Source organism: Streptomyces sp. NPDC058051, from assembly GCF_042885475.1.
Classification (GTDB): Bacteria; Actinomycetota; Actinomycetes; order Streptomycetales; family Streptomycetaceae; genus Streptomyces.
Window position 1 is genome coordinate 61054 of sequence record NZ_JBHVRW010000018.1, and the last position, 18938, is coordinate 79991.

At 69.3% G+C, this 18938-nt stretch carries 16 protein-coding genes; 10 read left to right on the plus strand and 6 right to left on the minus strand.

Annotated elements, in window-relative coordinates; genetic code table 11:
• Positions 1-32: 32 nt before the first annotated feature.
• The gene (gene aceE / locus ACFVUT_RS25675) at positions 33-2774 is read right to left on the minus strand and encodes a pyruvate dehydrogenase (acetyl-transferring), homodimeric type (protein ID WP_389654241.1); all 2742 of its coding nucleotides are present in this window, start codon (positions 2772-2774) and stop codon (positions 33-35) included.
• A gap of 465 nt (positions 2775-3239) precedes the next feature.
• On the opposite strand from aceE, the gene ACFVUT_RS25680 reads away from it, so the two are divergent.
• The 6 genes from ACFVUT_RS25680 (at position 3240) to ACFVUT_RS25705 (ending at position 7998) form a co-directional block, all read left to right on the plus strand.
• Positions 3240-3677, plus strand: coding sequence for a DUF3052 domain-containing protein (locus tag ACFVUT_RS25680; protein ID WP_389654243.1), 438 nt, complete (start codon positions 3240-3242; stop codon positions 3675-3677).
• Between the two features lie 326 nt (positions 3678-4003).
• On the plus strand, positions 4004-4462 hold the full coding sequence (locus tag ACFVUT_RS25685) for a peroxiredoxin (RefSeq protein WP_389654245.1): 459 nt from the start codon (positions 4004-4006) through the stop codon (positions 4460-4462).
• Between the two features lie 148 nt (positions 4463-4610).
• Entirely contained in the window at positions 4611-5186 is a 576-nt protein-coding gene (locus tag ACFVUT_RS25690; RefSeq protein WP_389654414.1) for a TerD family protein, read from the plus strand.
• A gap of 143 nt (positions 5187-5329) precedes the next feature.
• Entirely contained in the window at positions 5330-5905 is a 576-nt protein-coding gene (locus ACFVUT_RS25695) for a TerD family protein (protein WP_389654247.1), read from the plus strand.
• 72 nt (positions 5906-5977) lie between these two features.
• The gene (locus ACFVUT_RS25700) at positions 5978-7123 is read left to right on the plus strand and encodes a DUF475 domain-containing protein (RefSeq protein ID WP_389654249.1); all 1146 of its coding nucleotides are present in this window, start codon (positions 5978-5980) and stop codon (positions 7121-7123) included.
• Between the two features lie 140 nt (positions 7124-7263).
• Entirely contained in the window at positions 7264-7998 is a 735-nt protein-coding gene (locus tag ACFVUT_RS25705) for a Tellurium resistance (RefSeq protein ID WP_389654251.1), read from the plus strand.
• Between the two features lie 172 nt (positions 7999-8170).
• Here the strand turns inward: ACFVUT_RS25705 and ACFVUT_RS25710 are convergent, their stop codons facing one another.
• Positions 8171-9055, minus strand: coding sequence for a TerD family protein (locus ACFVUT_RS25710; protein ID WP_389654253.1), 885 nt, complete (start codon positions 9053-9055; stop codon positions 8171-8173).
• A 221-nt stretch (positions 9056-9276) separates the two neighbouring features.
• Between ACFVUT_RS25710 and ACFVUT_RS25715 the strand changes: the two genes are divergently transcribed.
• The 4 genes from ACFVUT_RS25715 (at position 9277) to ACFVUT_RS25730 (ending at position 15046) form a co-directional block, all read left to right on the plus strand.
• The gene (locus ACFVUT_RS25715) at positions 9277-10440 is read left to right on the plus strand and encodes an HpcH/HpaI aldolase/citrate lyase family protein (RefSeq protein WP_389654255.1); all 1164 of its coding nucleotides are present in this window, start codon (positions 9277-9279) and stop codon (positions 10438-10440) included.
• 118 nt (positions 10441-10558) lie between these two features.
• Positions 10559-13171, plus strand: coding sequence for a phosphoribosyltransferase (locus ACFVUT_RS25720; RefSeq protein WP_389654257.1), 2613 nt, complete (start codon positions 10559-10561; stop codon positions 13169-13171).
• 146 nt (positions 13172-13317) lie between these two features.
• Positions 13318-14157: an HAD family hydrolase gene (locus ACFVUT_RS25725; protein WP_389654416.1), complete on the plus strand. Its 840-nt coding sequence runs from the start codon at positions 13318-13320 to the stop codon at positions 14155-14157.
• A 229-nt stretch (positions 14158-14386) separates the two neighbouring features.
• Positions 14387-15046 (plus strand): O-methyltransferase, encoded by a 660-nt coding sequence (locus ACFVUT_RS25730; protein WP_389654259.1) that lies wholly within the window; start codon positions 14387-14389, stop codon positions 15044-15046.
• A gap of 299 nt (positions 15047-15345) precedes the next feature.
• Here ACFVUT_RS25730 and ACFVUT_RS25735 read toward each other — a convergent pair whose 3' ends face one another.
• The 4 genes from ACFVUT_RS25735 to ACFVUT_RS25750 all read right to left on the minus strand — a co-directional run bounded on the left by ACFVUT_RS25735 (position 15346) and on the right by ACFVUT_RS25750 (position 18598).
• On the minus strand, positions 15346-15570 hold the full coding sequence (locus ACFVUT_RS25735) for a zinc ribbon domain-containing protein (protein WP_389654261.1): 225 nt from the start codon (positions 15568-15570) through the stop codon (positions 15346-15348).
• 164 nt (positions 15571-15734) lie between these two features.
• A complete protein-coding gene (locus tag ACFVUT_RS25740; protein ID WP_389654263.1) occupies positions 15735-16319 on the minus strand; it encodes a DUF4383 domain-containing protein in 585 nt (194 codons plus the stop codon).
• Between the two features lie 75 nt (positions 16320-16394).
• Complete coding sequence (locus ACFVUT_RS25745; protein ID WP_389654265.1) at positions 16395-17762, minus strand: hypothetical protein; 1368 nt, start codon at positions 17760-17762, stop codon at positions 16395-16397.
• 71 nt (positions 17763-17833) lie between these two features.
• Complete coding sequence (locus ACFVUT_RS25750; protein WP_389654267.1) at positions 17834-18598, minus strand: DUF4097 family beta strand repeat-containing protein; 765 nt, start codon at positions 18596-18598, stop codon at positions 17834-17836.
• Between the last annotated feature and the right edge of the window lie 340 nt (positions 18599-18938).

Genomic DNA, 18938 nt, shown 5'->3' on the forward strand with positions numbered 1-18938 from the left:
TGTGCCGTCGCGCCGTCGTGCGGTTCGTGCCGTTACGCTTCGCCGCCGGCCGCGCCCGGGTCGGCCGCGGTCACATCGAGCAGTTCGTACCGGTCGATCGCCGTCTTCAGCAGCGAACGGTCGATCCGGCCCTCCTTCGCGAGCTCGGTGAGCACCGCGAGGACGATCGACTGCGCGTCGATGTGGAAGAACCTGCGCGCCGCGCCCCGGGTGTCGGCGAAGCCGAAGCCGTCCGCGCCCAGTGACTGGTACGCACCGGGCACCCAGCGCGCGATCTGGTCCGGTACGGACCGCATCCAGTCCGAGACCGCCACGAACGGACCCTCGGAGCCGGAGAGCTTCCGCGTGACGTACGGGACGCGCTGCTCCTCCTCCGGGTGCAGCAGGTTGTACCGCTCCACGTCCACAGCCTCGCGGCGCAGCTCGTTCCAGGAGGTCGCCGACCAGACGTCCGCCCGGACGTTCCACTCGTCGGCGAGGATGCGCTGGGCCTCCACCGCCCACGGGACCGCCACGCCGGACGCCAGGATCTGGGCCGGGATCTCGCCCCGCTCGGCGCTCCGGTAGCGGTACACGCCCTTGAGGATGCCTTCGACGTCCACGTTCTCGGGCTCGGCCGGGTGCTGGATCGGCTCGTTGTAGACGGTGAGGTAGTAGAAGACGTCCTCGTTCTCCTCGGGGGTTCCGCCGTACATCCGGCGCAGACCGTCCTTGACGATGTGCGCGATCTCGTAGCTGAAGGCCGGGTCGTACGCCACGCAGCCCGGGTTCGTCGAGGCGAGCAGCTGCGAGTGGCCGTCCGCGTGCTGGAGCCCCTCACCGGTCAGCGTCGTACGACCGGCGGTGGCACCCAGCACGAAGCCGCGCGCGAGCTGGTCGGCCATCTGCCAGAACTGGTCTCCGGTGCGCTGGAAACCGAACATCGAGTAGAAGACGTACACCGGGATCAGCGGCTCGCCGTGCGTGGCGTACGCCGAGCCGGCGGCGATCAGCGAGGCCGTGCAGCCGGCCTCGGAGATGCCGTCGTGCAGCATCTGCCCCGTCGGCGACTCCTTGTACGCGAGCAGCAGATCGCGGTCCACCGCCTCGTACTGCTGCCCCAGCGGGTTGTAGATCTTCGCGCTCGGGAAGAACGCGTCCATGCCGAAGGTGCGGTACTCATCGGGTGCGATCAGCACGAAACGCTTGCCGATCTCCTTGTCCCGCATGAGGTCCTTCAGGATGCGGACGAACGCCATGGTCGTGGCGATCGACTGCTGACCCGACCCCTTCTTCGCGGTCGCGTACGTCTTGTCCTCGGGGAGGACCAGCGGCTTCGCGCGCACCACACGGGTCGGGACGTAACCACCCAGACCCTTGCGGCGGTCGTGCATGTACTGGATCTCCTCCGAGTCGCGACCCGGGTGGTAGTACGGCGGGTAGCCCTCGTCCAGCTGCTTGTCCGTGATCGGGATGTGCAGCCGGTCGCGGAACCGCTTGAGGTCCTCGACCGTGAGCTTCTTCATCTGGTGGGTGGCGTTGCGGCCCTCGAAGTTCGGCCCCAGCGTCCAGCCCTTGACCGTCTGCGCGAGGATCACCGTCGGCTGGCCCTTGTGGGCCTTGGCCGCCGCGTAGGCCGCGTAGACCTTCCTGTGGTCGTGACCGCCACGGCCCAGGTGCAGGATCTGGTCGTCGGTCATGTCCTTGACCATGTCGCGCAGCCGCGCGTCGTCCCCGAAGAAGTGCTCACGGATGTACGCGCCGGACTCGGTGGCGTACGTCTGGAACTGGCCGTCCGGCGTGGTGTTCAGCTTGTTGACCAGGATGCCCGTGCGGTCCTGGGCGAGCAGCGGATCCCAGGACCGGTCCCAGACCAGCTTGATGACATTCCACCCGGCGCCGCGGAACTGCGACTCCAGCTCCTGGATGATCTTGCCGTTGCCGCGCACCGGGCCGTCGAGGCGCTGGAGGTTGCAGTTGACCACGAAGGTCAGGTTGTCCAGGCCCTCACGGGCGGCGATGGAGAGCTGGCCCAGCGACTCGGGCTCGTCCATCTCGCCGTCGCCCAGATACGCCCAGACGTGCGACCGGGAGGTGTCGGCGATGCCGCGCGCCTCCATGTAGCGGTTCATCCGGGCCTGGTAGATCGCGCCGAGCGGGCCGAGGCCCATCGAGACGGTCGGGAACTCCCAGAAGTCCGGCATCAGCCGCGGGTGCGGGTAGCTGGACAGTCCGTTCGGCGCCTTCGACTTCTCCTGGCGGAAGGCGTCGAGCTGCGCCTCGCTCAGCCGGTCGAGCAGGAAGGCGCGGGCGTAGATGCCCGGGGAGGCGTGCCCCTGGAAGAAGATCTGGTCGCCGCCCAGACCGTCGTCCTTGCCTCGGAAGAAGTGGTTGAAGCCCACGTCGTACAGCGAGGCCGAGGAAGCGAAGGTGGCGATGTGGCCGCCGACGCCGATCCCCGGACGCTGGGCGCGCGACACCATCACGGCCGCGTTCCAGCGGGTCGCGTTGAGGACCTTGCGCTCGATCTCCTCGTCGCCGGGGAAGAACGGCTCGTCCTTCGTGGCGATCGTGTTCACGTAGTCCGTGCTGCGCATCTCCGGCACGGCGACGCGCTTCTCTCGCGCGCGCTCGATCAGCCGGAGCATCAGGTAACGGGCCCGCTCACGGCCGCGCTCGTCGACAGCCGCGTCGAGTGAGTCGAGCCATTCCTGGGTCTCTTCGGGATCGAAGTCCGGGACCTGGCTCGGCAGGCCGCCAATGATGATCGGGTTGCGATCGGATCCGGAAGCCACGCTGTTCCTTCGCTATTAGGTGCTGCTCTACGGGGCCTGGTCACGGGAGAACATGCCCCCGGGATGCATGCGAGTACGCCATCACCATCGTGTACCGCGGGGGCGTAAACGTCATCTCTACCGAGCGGTAACCGTCATGTTGCGGCGCATCGCGTCCATGGTGCGGGGATGCGCCGGTCCAAACCGCCACCATACGCCCAACCCGTCCAAGCGTTCCCAAAGGATGTTCGACTCCGAATGGCGGACCGAAACGGCATAAGCTGTGGAAGGACGTAAAGGGTGTGACGGTAGCGGGCTCCGCGGGGACCTGCCGACAGTGCGGCGACGTGGCAGGGAACGTCACCGTTTAGGCGGTCTCGCACGCTGGGTACTTGCGCGATCCGCCGCTCCCGTGTGGACTACGGCCAACGCCCCGCGCACGCGCGTGGCTGAAGCATTTTCCGAAACATGATCAGGAGGCAACCCGTGAGCGCGACCGCGGACCACGCGGAGGAGCGGACCAACCCGGCGGCACGCCTGGGGTTCGAGCCCGGACAAGTGGTCCAGGAGATCGGCTACGACGACGACGTCGAGCTGGAGCTCCGTGAGGGCATTGAGGCCACAATCGGCCAGGATCTCGTCGACGAGGACTACGACGACGTCGCAGACGTCGTCCTGCTGTGGTTCCGCGACGAGGACGGCGACCTTACGGACGCGCTGGTGGATGCCATTGGTCTGATCGAGGAGGGCGGCGCGGTCTGGCTGATGACGCCCAAGACCGGCCGTGATGGATACGTCGAACCCAGCGACATCAACGAGGCTGCGCAGACAGCCGGTCTCTCCCAGACCAAGACCATCAGTGCGGGCAAGGACTGGACGGGCAGCCGTCTGGTCACACCGAAGGCGGCCCGGGCCAAGCGCTGAACCGCATTCGCCACGCACGAGACCTGAAGGCCCCCGACGGCATGCACGCATGAACCATGCGCGCACGAACCGCCGGGGGCCTTCTTCGTGGGGCCGCGAGGCACCTTCGCGTACGGCGGGGCGCGTGGCGAGCGCTCGGTACGCGGGTGCGTGGGTGGGTGTGCGGTGGCGTCGGCTGCGCGGGGTGCGCGCGGGTGGCGGCGCTGGGCGCGGCCGGTGCGCGGGGTGCCGTCGCACGGGCGTCGCATGGCCTGCTGCGGGCTCTGCGTAGGCTGGGGGCCACCCGGACAGCCCAGCCCGGTGAACGTAGCGAAGGGACGCGTCTCATGGCGATCGAGGTCGGCACCCAGGCCCCGGATTTCGAGCTGAAGGACAACCACGGCCGGACCGTGAAGCTCTCCGACTTCCGCGGCGAGAAGAATGTCGTGCTGCTGTTCTACCCGTTCGCCTTCACCGGCGTCTGCACGGGTGAGCTCTGCGCGCTCCGCGACGAACTGCCGAAGTTCGAGAACGACGACACGCAGCTGCTCGCCGTCTCCAACGACTCCATCCACACCCTGCGCGTCTTCGCCGAGCAGGAAGGTCTTGAGTACCCGCTGGTCTCGGACTTCTGGCCGCACGGCGCGACCTCGCGGGCGTACGGCGTCTTCGACGAGGAGAAGGGCTGCGCGGTGCGCGGCACCTTCATCATCGACAAGGAGGGCGTGGTGCGCTGGACCGTCGTCAACGGGCTGCCCGACGCGCGCGACCTCAACGACTACATCAAGGCGCTCGACACAATCTGAGCCGGTCGCCACGGGATCTGCGGGCGCCCCGGTCAAAAGCCTGCTTTGGCCGGGAACCGGTCACTAGGATCCAGTCGTTGATCGGATGCCAACGCAACGTGGAGGCGCCGGCATCTGCCGGCCCCCAAGGAAACCAATGGGAGGACTCGTGGGAGTCAGCCTCAGCAAGGGCGGCAACGTCTCGCTGACCAAGGCCGCGCCCAACCTGACGGCGGTCATCGTCGGTCTCGGCTGGGACGCACGCACCACCACAGGTGGTGACTTCGACCTCGACGCCAGCGCCCTGCTGACCAACACCCAGGGCAAGGTCGACAGCGACGGTAACTTCGTCTTCTTCAACAATCTCAAGAGCCCCGACGGTTCCGTCGAGCACACCGGTGACAACCTCACCGGTGAGGGCGAGGGCGACGACGAGGTCATCAAGGTGAACCTGGCCGGTGTGCCGGCCGGTGTCGACAAGATCGTCTTCCCGGTTTCGATCTACGAGGCCGAGACCCGTCAGCAGAGCTTCGGCCAGGTGCGCAACGCGTACATCCGCGTGGTCAACCAGGCCGACAACAGCGAGCTGGCGCGTTACGACCTGAGTGAGGACGCCTCGACGGAGACCGCCATGGTCTTCGGCGAGCTGTACCGCAACGGGGCGGAGTGGAAGTTCCGCGCCATCGGGCAGGGCTACGCCTCCGGGCTGCGCGGCATCGCGCAGGACTTCGGCGTCAACGTCTGAGAAGGCGCGACCGGACCGTGCCGTCAGGGCACGGTCCGGGTCACGCCCGTACGCATCCCGTCCGGCGCCGCACCCCGTGCGGCGCCGGACGCGCTCAACCACCCGTCTCAACAAACGGTTCATCGACTCGGGGAGGACACACCATGGGCGTCACGCTCGCCAAGGGAGGCAATGTCTCCCTCTCCAAGGCCGCACCCAACCTCACCCAGGTGCTGGTCGGGCTCGGCTGGGACGCACGATCCACCACGGGCGCCGACTTCGACCTCGACGCCAGCGCGCTGCTGTGCGCGTCGGGCCGGGTGCTCGGCGACGAATGGTTCGTGTTTTACAACAACCTCACGAGCCCCGACGGCTCCGTGGAGCACACCGGTGACAACCTCACGGGTGAGGGCGAGGGCGACGACGAGTCGATCATCGTGAATCTCACCCAGGTGCCGGCGGGCTGCGACAAGATCATTTTCCCGGTCTCGATCCACGACGCGGACAACCGCGGACAGGCCTTCGGCCAGGTCAGCAACGCCTTCATCCGTGTGGTGAATCAGGCGGACGGTCAGGAACTCGCCCGGTACGACCTGACCGAGGACGCCTCGACGGAAACCGCGATGATCTTCGGTGAGCTCTACCGGTACGGCGGCGAGTGGAAGTTCCGTGCGGTGGGACAGGGGTACGCGTCGGGATTGCGCGGTATCGCTCTAGACTTCGGGGTCAACGTTTCGTAAAACCGCGCACGGCGCGGGGGAGCCCCGTACACACCCGGGGGAGACCCGTTACATAACACGATGGGGTAGCCAGTGCTTCTGAAAACCTTCGGCTGGTCGTTCGCGGTTACCGCGCTCGGCCTGGTCGCAGCGGTGTTCTACGGGGGGTGGGAAGCCTTCGGAGTGGTGGCGATCCTTTCCGTCCTGGAGATCTCGCTGTCCTTCGACAACGCGGTGGTCAACGCGGGCATCCTGAAGAAGATGAGTGCCTTCTGGCAGAAGATCTTCCTCACGGTCGGCGTGCTCATCGCAGTCTTCGGTATGCGACTGGTGTTCCCTGTCGTGATTGTGGCCATCACCGCCCAGATCGGTCCGATCGAGGCGGTCGATCTTTCCTTCAACCAGCCCGACCGCTATCAGGAACTGGTCACGGACGCCCACCCGGCGATTGCCGCGTTCGGTGGCATGTTCCTGCTGATGATCTTCCTCGACTTCATCTTCGAGGAGCGTGACATCCAGTGGCTGCGCTGGATCGAGCGCCCGCTCGCCAAGCTCGGCAAGGTCGACATGCTGTCGGTCTGCATCGCGCTGATCGTGCTGCTGATCGCGGCGATGACCTTCGCGACCAGCGCGCACCAGCACGGCGGCGGCCACGCGGACAAGGCGGAGACCGTCCTGCTCGCCGGGGTCGCGGGTCTCATCACGTACCTGATCGTCGGCGGTCTCTCCGGCTTCTTCGAGAACAGGCTGGAGGAAGAGGAGGAGCGGGAACAGGAGGCCGAGGAGGAGGCCAAGAAGGGCGGAAAGAAGGCCTCCGCGATCGCGCTCTCCGGCAAGGCCGCGTTCTTCATGTTCCTCTACCTGGAAGTCCTCGACGCCTCCTTCTCGTTCGACGGTGTCATCGGCGCCTTCGCCATCACCAACGAGATCGTGCTGATGGCCCTCGGCCTGGGTATCGGCGCCATGTACGTCCGTTCGCTCACGGTCTACCTGGTCCGTCAGGGCACGCTCGACGACTACGTCTACCTGGAGCACGGCGCCCACTACGCCATCGGCGCGCTGGCCGCCATCCTCCTCGTCACCATCCAGTTCCAGATCAACGAGATCATCACCGGTCTTGTCGGTGTCGTGCTGATCGGCTGGTCCTTCTGGTCCTCGGTCCGGCGCAACAAGGCGCTGGAGGCCGAAGCCGGGGGCGATGACGAAGCTTCCAAGGCAGAAATCCCGTCCGGGGTGTGACCCGGTAGGGAATGAGGAACGCTCTCTGCGGGGCGGTCCGTACGGCGACGGTTCTCCGGGAACACCCGGACCCGGCCCGGCGACCGCCCCGCAGTGATGTGTGCGAAGCCGGTGCACTACCGATACGTGTGGGGGTTGGGATGGGGTTCTGGGACGGTCTGTGGCCGAGGCGAGCGACGCAGTTCGATTCGGGCGGCGCGTCGACGAACTCCATCGTGCTCTCCAAGCGGCACGCCACGGTCTCACTGAGCAAACAGGGTGCACTGTCCGGCAGTCTGAGGGTCAACCTCTCCTGGCGGATGCGTACGTCCGACATCGAGGGCAGATCGCGGCAGAGTGGCCGGCTGCTGCGGCCCATGAAGCTCTTCCAGCCCGACGTGGTGCAGGCGCACACCCAGGGCATGGTCAATGTCGACCTGGACCTGGGCTGCATGTACGAGTTGAAGGACGGCACCAAGGGTGTGGTGCAGCCGCTGGGCAACCTCTTGGGCGACCTGAACGAACCCCCGTACATCCGGCTCAGCGGGGACGACCGCTTCGGGGCGCCGTCGGGCGAGACGCTCTACGTCAATATCGACCAGCGCGACGAGATCAAGCGGTTGCTGTTCTTCGTGTACATCTACGACTCGACTCCGGCCTTCGACCGTACGCACGCCATGGTGACGCTCTACCCGGGCAACGGCCCGCGGATCGAGATCGAACTGGATGAGCGGGCTCCTGAAGCCCGCTCCTGCGCGGTGTTCACGATGGAGAACGTCAAGGGCGACCTGATCGTGCGGCGTGAGGTGAAGTTCGTGTACGGATTCCAGTCGGAGCTGGACCGGATGTACGGCTGGGGCCTGCAGTGGGGGCGGGGCTACAAGTCCCGGGCCTGAATGAACGGGCCGGTCGCGGGCCTGGGCGGGCCGGGCGTGAGCCTGAGCGGGCCGGGCGTGAGCCCTCCCCGGCCCCTCCGGCTGTCCGGCGTCGCCCTGGGGCTGTCCTGTCCCAGGGCCCGTCTGAGGGCGGCCCTCAGCGCGGTTCTCAGGACCGCCCTCAGGACCGCCCTCAGGGCCGTACGAACTGCGGCCCCTGAGGCGGCAGGACGAAATTCGGGTCAGGGGCGGGCGCCGCGGCGGCGGCCGGCTGCGGGTAGCCGTAGGCGGGCTGGGCGGCGGCGGGCTGCGGATACCCGTACGCGGGCTGGGCGACGGGCGAGGGAGCCGGCTGGGCCGCCGCGGGCTGCGGGTAGCCGTACGCGGGCCGCTGGTGCTGGACCGTGGCCTGCGCGTCCGGGCCAGGGGCCGGCGCGGGCGGGAACGCGGGCGCGGGCGGTGGGAACGCGGGCGCCGTCACCGGCGAGGCTGCCGCCGCGGGTGCGGGGGCCGGATCGGGTTCCGCCGCGGCCTCCGCCTCGTCGACAGAAATACCGAAGGCGGTCGCCAGACCCACCAGACCGGTCGGATATCCCTGCCCCACGGCCCGGAATTTCCAGCCATCGCCGCGCCGGTAGAGCTCGCCGCAGATGATCGCCGTCTCCTCCCCGGTCTCGGGCCGCACATCGAACACGGCGAGCGGGGACTGACCGACCGATGCCGCGTCGTACAGCAGGATGCGCAGATCGTGCACCTGAGCGAAGGGGGCTCCGTCGGAGGAAGCGGCGATGACCACCTGGTCGACCGAGGGGTCGAGCGCGTTGAGGTCGGCCTCGATGCTGTCCGTGAGCCCTTCGGGCACGCTGCGCTTGGGCAGTCGTCGTACCAGGCCGGAGGGGTGGCGGGGCTGGTTGTAGAAGACGAAGTCCTCGTCCGAGCGCACGCGGCCACCGGCTCCGAGCAGCAGGGCCGAGGCGTCCACGTCGGGAACCCCGGCGCCCGGGGTCCAGCACAGCACGGCCCGCACAGCCGTGGCGTCCAGGGGGGCGTTCGAGCCTTTCACCATCGCGTGCGTCATGCCCGTCATCCTGCCTGCTGGCCGCCTGTGCGGACAACGCGGGGGTCGCACCGGATATCTCGGCGTCGCGCCAAAACCGCGTCGTCCGTCGCGTCTGGGGCCGTCGGGAAATGGACGAGTTACCCGGAATTCATGCACGTAGGGAACTGATGACACTCGTCCGTACGTACTATTACCGGCCACACCATCGTCCACTCGTTCAGGTAGCTCGGGGGAATCACATGCGTCATTTCGGGCATATCGCGCCCGCTGTGCGAGAGGGTCTGTTCTTCCGGGAGCCGTGCGAATTCGGTCCGGACTCGTCGGCCCGCGTGCTTTCGGCCGCCCTGGGGGCGACCCTTTACAGCCCGGCCACCAGGCCGAGACTCGCTGACGACGTCATCAAGCAGTCCGCGCGGGGCGTCGTCTCGATGGTGCTGTGCCTGGAAGACTCGATCGACGACTCCGAAGTGGTGGGGGCGGAGGAGAACCTGGTCAGGCAGTTCGCGGACCTTGACGCGCGTGGCGGCGAGGTGCCCCTGCTCTTCATCAGGGTCCGGGAACCGGGCCAGATAGTGGATCTGGTGAGCCGGTTCGGCAGCACCGTCCGACTGTTGTCTGGATTTGTACTTCCGAAGTTCACCGAAGCGCGTGGTGTGCCCTTCCTGGAAGCGCTCACCCAGGCCGAAAAGGCGTGTGGACGGCGCCTGTTCGCGATGCCCGTTCTCGAATCGCCCGAACTGCTGCACCTGGAAAGCCGCAGGGAAGCACTCCAGGGAATCGCCCGCACCGTCGACCGATACCGCGAGCGGGTGCTCGCGCTGCGGCTCGGCGTCACCGACTTCTGCTCGGCTTACGGGCTCCGCAGGGCGCCCGACATGACGGCCTACGACGTACAGATCGTCGGCGCCGTCATAGCCGACGTGGTCAATGTGCTGGGCCGGGCGGACGGCACGGGCTTCACGATCACCGGCCCGGTGTGGGAGTACTTCCGGCTCCAGGAGCGCATGTTCAAACCGCAGTTGCGCCGCAGTCCCTTCCTGGAGGGCCGGGCCGAGGATCTGCGGACGACCCTGATCGAGCACGACCTGGACGGCCTGCTGCGCGAGATCGAGCTCGACCGGACCAATGGCCTGCTCGGCAAGACCTGCATTCACCCGTCGCACGTCGCACCCGTGCATGCGTTGTCCGTGGTCAGCCACGAGGAGTTCAGCGACGCAGAGGACATCCTGCGCCCGGAACGCAACGGGGGCGGCGTCATGCGCTCCGTGTACACGAACAAGATGAACGAAGTGAAGCCGCACCGCGCCTGGGCCGAGCGGACCCTGCAACGCGCCGAGGCTTTCGGCGTGGCGAAGGAGGACGTCGGCTTCGTGGAACTGCTGGCCGCGGGAGTGGGCCAGTGAGCGGGTTTCGCGGAGTGGTCGGGCCGCATGGGGTGGTCGGGCCGCATGGGGTGGGCGGGCCCTGCTCCGCCGGTGCGCCCCGCGGAGTCGGTGGGGCTCGCGGTACGAGCGTGTGTCGATGAGCGAACGCGCGGCAAGGAAAGAGACGGCGAACGTGGTGTGGTCGGGCAGCTGGGTGGCGGAGCGACTGGGCGTCGAGCTCGTCGGCGACGGGAGGCCCGACGGCGACAGCGAGCTGAGAGAGCTGCTGGGACTCGCACTGCGCCGCAACCCCAAGCGGGCCCATCTGCTCGTGTCGAACGTGCTCGGCAAGCATGTGCCGCAGAGGCCTTCCGTGGTGTACGGCGCCGGATTCGAGCTGGGGCGCCGGGTGCGCGCACTCCTCGGTGACGCCGAGGCGCGCCGGGCGGTCGTGCTCGGTTACGCGGAGACGGCCACCGGTCTCGGCCACGCGGTCGCCGACGGGCTCGGCGCGGCACCGTACCTCCACTCGACGCGCCGACCCGTCCAGGGTGTGGAGCGGGCAGGCGGCTTCGAGGAGTCGCACTCGCACGCGACCTCGCACCTGCTGCTCCCGGAGGACGCGAACCTGCTGGCGGGCGGGCGCGGCCCGGCGGATGTCGGGCGGGGCAGCCACACGGCGTCGGCCGCCGTACCCGCCGACGCGCCGCTGGTGCTGGTGGACGACGAATTCTCCACGGGCAACACCGTGCTCAACACCATCCGCGCGCTGCACGAGCAGTACCCCCGGAGCCGGTACGTCATCGTCGCCCTGGTGGACATGCGGTCGCCGGCCGACCATGGACGGCTCACCGGGTTCGCCGCGGAGATCGGCGCCCGCATCGACCTCGTGGCGAGAAGCTCGGGCACGGTCACCCTTCCGGAAGGCGTCCTGGAGAAGGGCCGGGCACTGGTGGCCGCGCACGAGGAGGCCGGTTCCGGCGCACCGGCCGGTTCCGGCGCACCGGCCGGTTCCGCCGTACCGGAAGCGGCTGGTTCCTCCGTCGTACCGGAAGCGGTCGTCGAACCGGGGCGCCGGCCCGTCACCCGGGTCGACCTCCAGTGGCCCGCAGGCGTGCCCGACGGCGGACGGCACGGCTTCACCCCTGCCCACCGGGCCGCCCTGGAACCGGCCCTCCCGGCCATGGCCGCACGCGTCGCCGCGTTGCTGGGCGACGCCCGACGCGTACTTGTCCTCGGCTTCGAGGAGCTGATGTACGCACCCCTCCGCCTGGGCACGGCCCTGGAGGACCACATCGACGCCGAGGTGCGCTACTCGACGACCACGCGTTCCCCCGTCCTCGCCGTGGACGATCCCGGCTACGCGATACGCAGCCGGCTGGTCTTCCCGGCCCACGACAACCCGGCCGACGGGCCGGGTGACCGGTACGCGTACAACGTCGCGGGCGCCGGTTTCGACGCCGTTGTCGTGACGGTCGACTCCACCGCCGACACCCCCGAACTCCACGCCCCCGACGGTCTGCTGGCGCAGTTGTCCGCTCACACGGCCCACGTCCTGCTCGCGGTCGTCCCGTCGTACGTCCCGTCGAGCCTCCCCCCGTACGCCTCCGAACGGCAGGAACCCCCCATGCTGCCCGAGCCCCTCCGCGGCCCCGCCTTCTCCTCCTACGCACCGGACGAGGTCGGCTGGCTGCTCCAGGACCTCTCGGGCACCGAGCTTGAGGCGCCCACCGAGGAGCGTGAGGAGGCGATACAGAGCGGCGGCGCGCACTACGCCGAGTCGCTGCCCGTCGAGTACCAGCCGTCCGCCCAGTACCAGAGCCTGTTCAGGGAGGCGCTGGACCTGTCGGCCGCTCGCGTCGCCCGCGCCGTCGGTATCGTCACGGAGACGGTCCTCGCCGAACGCACCACCCGCCCCGTGCTGGTCTCGCTCGCCAGGGCCGGAACCCCCGTCGGCGTACTCATGCGCCGCTGGGCCGGACACCGGTACGGGACCGATCTGCCGCACTACGCCGTCTCCATCGTGCGGGGCCGCGGCATCGACGCCAACGCCCTGCGCTGGCTGGCCGCCCACCACGATCCGGCGGACGTCGTCTTCGTCGACGGCTGGACGGGCAAGGGGGCGATCACCCGCGAACTGGCCGCGGCGCTGGCGGAGTTCGACGGATTCAACCCCGAGGTCGCGGTCCTCGCCGACCCGGGCGGCTGCGTCCGTACCTACGGCACCCGCGAGGACTTCCTCATTCCGTCCGCCTGCCTCAACTCGACGGTGTCCGGGCTGATCTCGCGGACCGTCCTCCGCTCCGACCTGGTCGGACCGCACGACTTCCACGGCGCGAAGTTCTACCGGGAGCTTGCGGACGCCGACGTGTCCGGCCACTTCCTCGACACGGTCACGGACCGCTTCGACGAGGTCGTCGATGCCGTGGACGCCGAGGTCAAGGAACTGCTCGCGGCCGACCGCACGCCCACCTGGGAGGGCTGGGCCGCGGTGGAACGCATCAGTGAGGAGTACGGCATCCACGATGTGAACCTGGTCAAGCCCGGCGTCGGGGAGACGACCCGCGTCCTGCTGCGCCGCGTCCCGTGGAAGATCCTCGCCAAGCGCGGCGCGGGCGCCGACCTCGAACACATCCGTCTGCTGGCCGGACAGCGAGGTGTGCCGGTCGAGGAGGTCGATGAACTCCCGTACACCTGCGTCGGGTTGATCCATCCGAAGTACACCAGGGGTGCGACGGGAGCGGACGGCAGGGCGGTGGAGTCCAAGTGACCACCCAGGACGCTGTGACTGCTCCGGTCGGGATCGGCACCGACCCCGGCACCGACCCCGGCATCGACCCCGGCATCGACCCCGGAACCGACCCCGGAACCGGGGTCGCTCAGGGGGGCGCGACGGTTCCGACCGGTCCGCCGGCGCTGGTCGCCAGCGATCTCGACCGCACCCTGATCTATTCGACGGCGGCGCTCCAGCTCTCGCTGCCGGACGCCGAGGCTCCCCGGCTGCTCTGCGTGGAGGTGTACGACCACAAGCCGCTCTCCTACATGACCGAGGCCGCCGCGGCGCTCCTCGGCGAGCTCGCCCGGAGCACGGTGTTCGTCCCGACGACCACTCGTACCCGCGAACAGTACGGGCGCATCCGGCTTCCCGGTCCCGCACCGCGGTTCGCGATCTGCGCCAACGGGGGACACCTCCTCGTGGACGGCGAATCCGACCCCGACTGGCGGACGCAGGTGTCCCGCAGGCTCGCCGACGAATGCGCTCCGCTCGCCGAGGTCCGCGCCCACCTCCTGGCTGCGGCCGACCCTGCCTGGCTGCTCAAGGAACGGGTGGCCGAGGACCTCTTCGCCTACCTCGTCGTCGAACGCCGGCAGCTTCCCGAAGGCTGGGTCGAGGAGTTGGGGGAGTGGGCGCGGACCCGCGGCTGGACGGTCTCCCTCCAGGGCCGCAAGATCTACGCCGTGCCGGGCCCCCTCACCAAGAGCGCCGCCATGAAGGAGGTCGCCCGGCGCACCGGCGCCACGCTCACCCTCGCCGCCGGTGACAGCCTCCTCGACGCCGACCTGCTCCTTGCCGCGGACCGCGCCTGGCGCCCGGCCCACGGCGAACTCGCCGACACCGGCTGGAGCGCCCCGCACGTCGCCATGACGGCCGTGCGCGGAGTGGCGGCGGGCGAGGAGATCCTGAGGCACTTCCTCCGGGCTTCGGACCACGGGTTCCGGCAGGAGCCGGAACCCGTCCCGGAACAGGCACGCTGACCGGAGGCCGGAGCCCGGCCCCGGAGGGGCATTCTGACGGCGGCTCACCGACGCGTGCCGGAATCCGCATGAATCGGAGGCGGTCGACGACTACAGTCACCGCGTTCCCGCCCGTCCCGTCCCGTCCCCCAACACGTGGCGAGCACCTGGCGAGACCTGGTGGGAGCACCTGGCGCGCACGTGGCGACAGGGACGGCGTGAGCCCGGCGGGGCAGAAGAGGAGTGTGTGATGACCAAGGGCAACGAAACCAAGATCACGGACGAGCTGTACGCGTACATGCTGGCGCACAATCCACCGCTCGACGCGGTGCAGCGCGAGCTCGTCGAGACCACGTACGCACGTCTGCCCGAGCACGCCGGCATGCAGTCCGCCGAGGAACAGGGGCCCCTGCTCGCCTTCCTCGTCCGGCTGACCGGGGCCCGGCACATCGTGGAGGTCGGCACATTCACCGGCTTCTCCGCCCTGTCGATGGCCCAGGCAATGCCCGCCGACGGGCGCCTGATCGCCTGCGACATCTCGGAGGAGTGGACCGCCTACGGCCGGGAGGCGTGGGAGAAGGCGGGCGTCGCGGACCGGATCGACCTCCGTATCGCCCCCGCGCTCGACACCCTGCGGGCGATGCCGGCCGAGCCGCACATCGACCTCGCCTACCTGGACGCGGACAAGGGCAACTACATCCCGTACTGGGAGGAGTTGGTGCCCCGCATGCGGCAGGGCGGCCTTGTCGTCACGGACAACGTGCTCTTCCACGGCGGGGTGACCGACCCGCAGGCGACCGGCGGAGCAGCGGCGATCAAGGAATTCAACGACCACGTGGCCGCCGATCCGCGGATGGACAGCGTGCTGCTCACCGTGTCGGACGGTCTCACGCTGTCCCGTAGGCGGTAGGCGGTAGGCGGTTGGCGGTTGGCGGTAGGCGGTAGGCGGTTGGCGGTAGACGGTAACCGGAGCCGGTAACCGGTGGGTGGGAGCCGGTAACCGGAAGCGGGAGCCGGTGACCGGGAGCGGCGGCCGTGCGCGGCAGGCGGTAACGGTAGGTGGGATCCGGTAACCGGGAGTGGCGGCCGTGAGCGGTAAGCGGTAACACGGTGTGCCGTAGCCCCGTCGGCCGTGAGCGGCAGGATTCCGATGTCACTCGCACGCCGCGGCAGTCCGAGCCCACATGCCGCGGCTCCTGTGGCCCGCTCTCAGCCGCAGCAGCCCCCGCCGCAGCAGCCTCCGCCCCCGCCTCCGGCCGGCGGTGCGGCGGGCGCGGGCCTGGCCGAGGAACCGCCCACGGCCACGGTGGACAGAAGCTTCACGGTGTCGTCGTGCCCGGCGGGGCAGGGGGCGGGATCCGAGGACTGCGCCATCGGGCGGCTGAGTTCGAACGTGTCTCCGCAGGAGCGGCAGCGGTAGTCGTAACGAGGCATGGCCCCAGGCTATCCGGCGCCGCCCCACGGGGCACGGACACGGCATGGCGGTCGTTCGCGGTACGGGCCACGGACGCGGGCGTGGCGGCCGTTCGCGCTTCGGAGCACGGGCAGGGCACGACGGTCGTTCGCGGTTCTGGGCACGGCGCGTACCGGCTACTCGGCTACTCGCGTCGGTTGACCGGCATGCGTGCGATCGCAGCCCTCCGGTTCATCCGCATCTCCCGCTCGGCCTCTTCGGGGTGGCGGGCCCGCCAGTACGGGTTGTCGTGCGGAAGGCCGCCACTGACCCGCCCGTACATCCCGAAGACCATCAGCATCAGACCGACCACGAAGCTGAACAGCACGTTCTGGAGGTGGAAGGCGAGAAAGTTGTAGTCGGTCTCCAACAGTGCGAGGTTGGCGAAGCCGCTGAGGATGAACGCGATGCCCAGGATCATGTTGAGCGTCGAGGCGAAGTTGCCTCCGATCACCATCCCGATGAACAGGAGCAGGCCGACGCAGATGGACAGGACGCTGAGGGCGCCGTTGGTGTTCAGACCCGCGACGGTGGCTCCGCCGGTGGTGAAGAAGCCGATCTTGTTTATCAGCCCCAGGATTCCGAAGGCGAGCAGCACCAGCCCCATCAGCCCCGCTCCGACGCGGTAGACGCGACTCAGCCGGTGGTCGACCGGCAGGTGCTTGTCGAGGCGGGTCATCGGGCGGCGGCGGGTCCGTCGTCCGGTGGCGTGCACTGCATGGGTGGCCATGGCGGCCTCCTTCGCGCGTACTGCCGCGTGGTACCAGGATCCGCCCGCGGCCTCACTGCCGCACATCAGCACGGTTTACGCGCCCGTCCCACGCTCCTCGCGGATCTCGGAGACCACGCGCGCAGCCGTCTGCCGTACTGCTTCGGTCTCGGTCAGGAAGTGCCAGTAGTCGGGGTGGTGCCCCTCCAGACCGGCGATGGCGCGGTCCAGCCGGGCCACGGCATCGTCCAGCGGACGGGCGTGACGTGGGTCGGGCGTGTTGCGTCCGGCCATGGCGAGGCGCTGGGCGTCCCGGATGGCGAACCGGGTCCGCTGGATCTCCTGCTGCGGGTCCTTGGCCACATCGTTCAGCCGGTGCAGCCGGTCACCGGCCGCGGACACCGCCTCGTCCGTGGCGTTCAGCAGGGCGCGCACGGTGCTCAGCCGCGAGGTCGCATCGGCCCACCGCTGCTCGTCCCGGGCCTGGACGGCTTCCTTCAGCTTCTCCTCGGCCTGCCGCACGTTGATCGCCGCCTGCTCGGGAACAGGCTGGAGATCCTGCCAGCACGCGGCCGAGAACCGCCGCCGCAGCTCGCTCAGCACCGGCTCCACGGAGCCCGCGCGCGTCGTCAGAGCCTGGGCACGGGTACGCAGGGACACCAGCCGGTGATCGATCTCGGCAGCCCGCTCGGGCAGCCGCGCCGCCTCCGTACGTACCGCCTCGGCATCACGCAGTACCCGATCGGCGCGCTGCAGCGTCTCCGGAACGCCGTGCCGTCCGGCGCCCTGGTTGAGCTTGGTCAGCTCGGGAGCGAGGGCCGCCAACCGCGCGGCGAGATCGTCCGCCCGCAGTCCGGACGCCCGCACCGCGTCGAGAGCATTGCTCGCACCGAGGAGCGCCTGCCGCGCCCGCTCCACGGCCGGCGCGAGCCGGGCGAGCTGCGTCTCCGCGCTGCTCAGCAGCGGCCCGAGCCCCTGCGCGAACCGGTCCAGCTCGCCCTTGACCCGGACCAGCTCGTCCTTGGCCGTGGTCAGCTGGGTGCGGGCGCGGGCCGCGACGGCCGGTTCCAGATCGTCCCGGTCCAGGTCGTGGGCATCGACCGCGGAAATGTACGTATGACTGGCCTCGTCGATCCGCCGTCCGAGAGCGGCGAAGTCATCCACGGCCTTCCGCGCACCGGGCGAACTGTCCACCGCGGTGATCGTCTCGATCGAGATCCGCAGATCGCGCTGGGCCGTGTCCAACTCGTAGAAGGCGGCAGCGGCGGCATCCTTCGCGGCCTGCGCGTCAGCGCGCTGACTCTCCCCGCGCCCGCCGAACCAGCGCCTCGTACCACCACCGGCGAACGCGGCCGGCACCACGGCGGCGAGTATCGGTACCGGCAGCAGCATCAACGCGAGGACATCTCTGACGGCGGAACCGCCACCCGCTCCTGCCCGCGGCCGCGCGTCTGTCGCCGTCACATCCCTCTCCCGTGCCGTTCCGCCCTGCCCGGTACATTCTCCCACCAGGTAAGGACGAACACACGGGCCGGTTAGTTCGCGCTTCGGACCGTGACTTGGCCGTTGTCGCTGTGAGCCTTCACCACATGCGGGCTCTCGTCGCTGCGCGGCGCGTCCACCGAGGTGCGTCCGTTGCTCGCCGTCGCACTCACCGCGTACTTCACGGAGCCGCCCGGGAGCTCGATGGTGATCCTGCCGTTGTCGCTCTCGGTATCCACGAGATCGGGCACGGAGGCGAAGCCCAGCCGCACCGAACCGTTGTCGGACCGTGCCCTCACGGACTTGGAAGAGACCCCTTCGGCGACGATGCCGCCGTTGTCGCTCTCCAGGTTCAGCGGCCCGCTGGAGTCCCGGACGGTCACCGCACCGTTGTCGGCACGGACCGCAAGAGGAGTGTCGAAGCCGGAGGCGACGACCTTCCCGTTGTCACCCTTGACGACGACCGCCACCCCGCGCGGCACCTTCACACGGTGCTGCGCATCGCAGTCGCTGATCAGTGCACGGCACTTCACCTGGAGTGTGAGGGTGTCGTCCCGCATCCTCCACTTCGGGTCGGGCCCGTTCCCCAGAACCACCCAGCCGTCGACACGGCGAGTCACTTCGACCTTCACCACGTCCGCCGGTACGAGTTCCAGAGACGTGTGACCGGCATCGATCGTCAGCGTCTTCCCGCTGAGCGCGAACGACTTGTGCTCGGCGGGCGCATCGCCCGGATCCGTACTGCCGCAGCCGGCGAGGGCAAGACCGAGAAGCACGGCTCCACCGGATGCGACGAGAGTGCGGGTACGGAGTGCCACGATGATCTTTCCCCCGGCTCGTACGGCGGGCGGTCCCGGCCGTGTGCGCCTCACCGTACGTACGCCGGCCCATCCGGCAGAATCAGGACGGCTACCGTATGCGGGGTGGGGATATCCCCCCGACGACACCGATCCCGGCACCGTCACCGATCCCGGCACCGTCACCGACACTGGCACCGACGGCGGCACTGGCACCGCCCACAGCGCCTGCCCGCCCGGCCGCGCCAGGGGCGCACCTGCTGCCCCGTCCCCTGGCGGACGCCGTTGCCGCGTCCCCTGCCGGTCTCTCCCGTCCTCCCTGCCGTTGCGGCAACCGTTTGTGACCGTGGGCCGTAGGCCA

What these genes read in the sequence shown, in the direction of transcription:
- ACFVUT_RS25685 (WP_389654245.1), top strand. Translation starts at nt 4,004, where the DNA reads ATGGCGATCGAGGTCGGCACCCAGGCCCCGGATTTCGAGCTGAAGGAC.
- ACFVUT_RS25695 (WP_389654247.1), top strand. Translation starts at nt 5,330, where the DNA reads ATGGGCGTCACGCTCGCCAAGGGAGGCAATGTCTCCCTCTCCAAGGCC.
- ACFVUT_RS25705 (WP_389654251.1), top strand. Translation starts at nt 7,264, where the DNA reads ATGGGGTTCTGGGACGGTCTGTGGCCGAGGCGAGCGACGCAGTTCGAT.
- ACFVUT_RS25710 (WP_389654253.1), bottom strand. Translation starts at nt 9,055, where the DNA reads ATGACGCACGCGATGGTGAAAGGCTCGAACGCCCCCCTGGACGCCACG.
- ACFVUT_RS25715 (WP_389654255.1), top strand. Translation starts at nt 9,277, where the DNA reads ATGCGTCATTTCGGGCATATCGCGCCCGCTGTGCGAGAGGGTCTGTTC.
- ACFVUT_RS25720 (WP_389654257.1), top strand. Translation starts at nt 10,559, where the DNA reads ATGAGCGAACGCGCGGCAAGGAAAGAGACGGCGAACGTGGTGTGGTCG.
- ACFVUT_RS25730 (WP_389654259.1), top strand. Translation starts at nt 14,387, where the DNA reads ATGACCAAGGGCAACGAAACCAAGATCACGGACGAGCTGTACGCGTAC.
- ACFVUT_RS25735 (WP_389654261.1), bottom strand. Translation starts at nt 15,570, where the DNA reads ATGCCTCGTTACGACTACCGCTGCCGCTCCTGCGGAGACACGTTCGAA.
- ACFVUT_RS25740 (WP_389654263.1), bottom strand. Translation starts at nt 16,319, where the DNA reads ATGGCCACCCATGCAGTGCACGCCACCGGACGACGGACCCGCCGCCGC.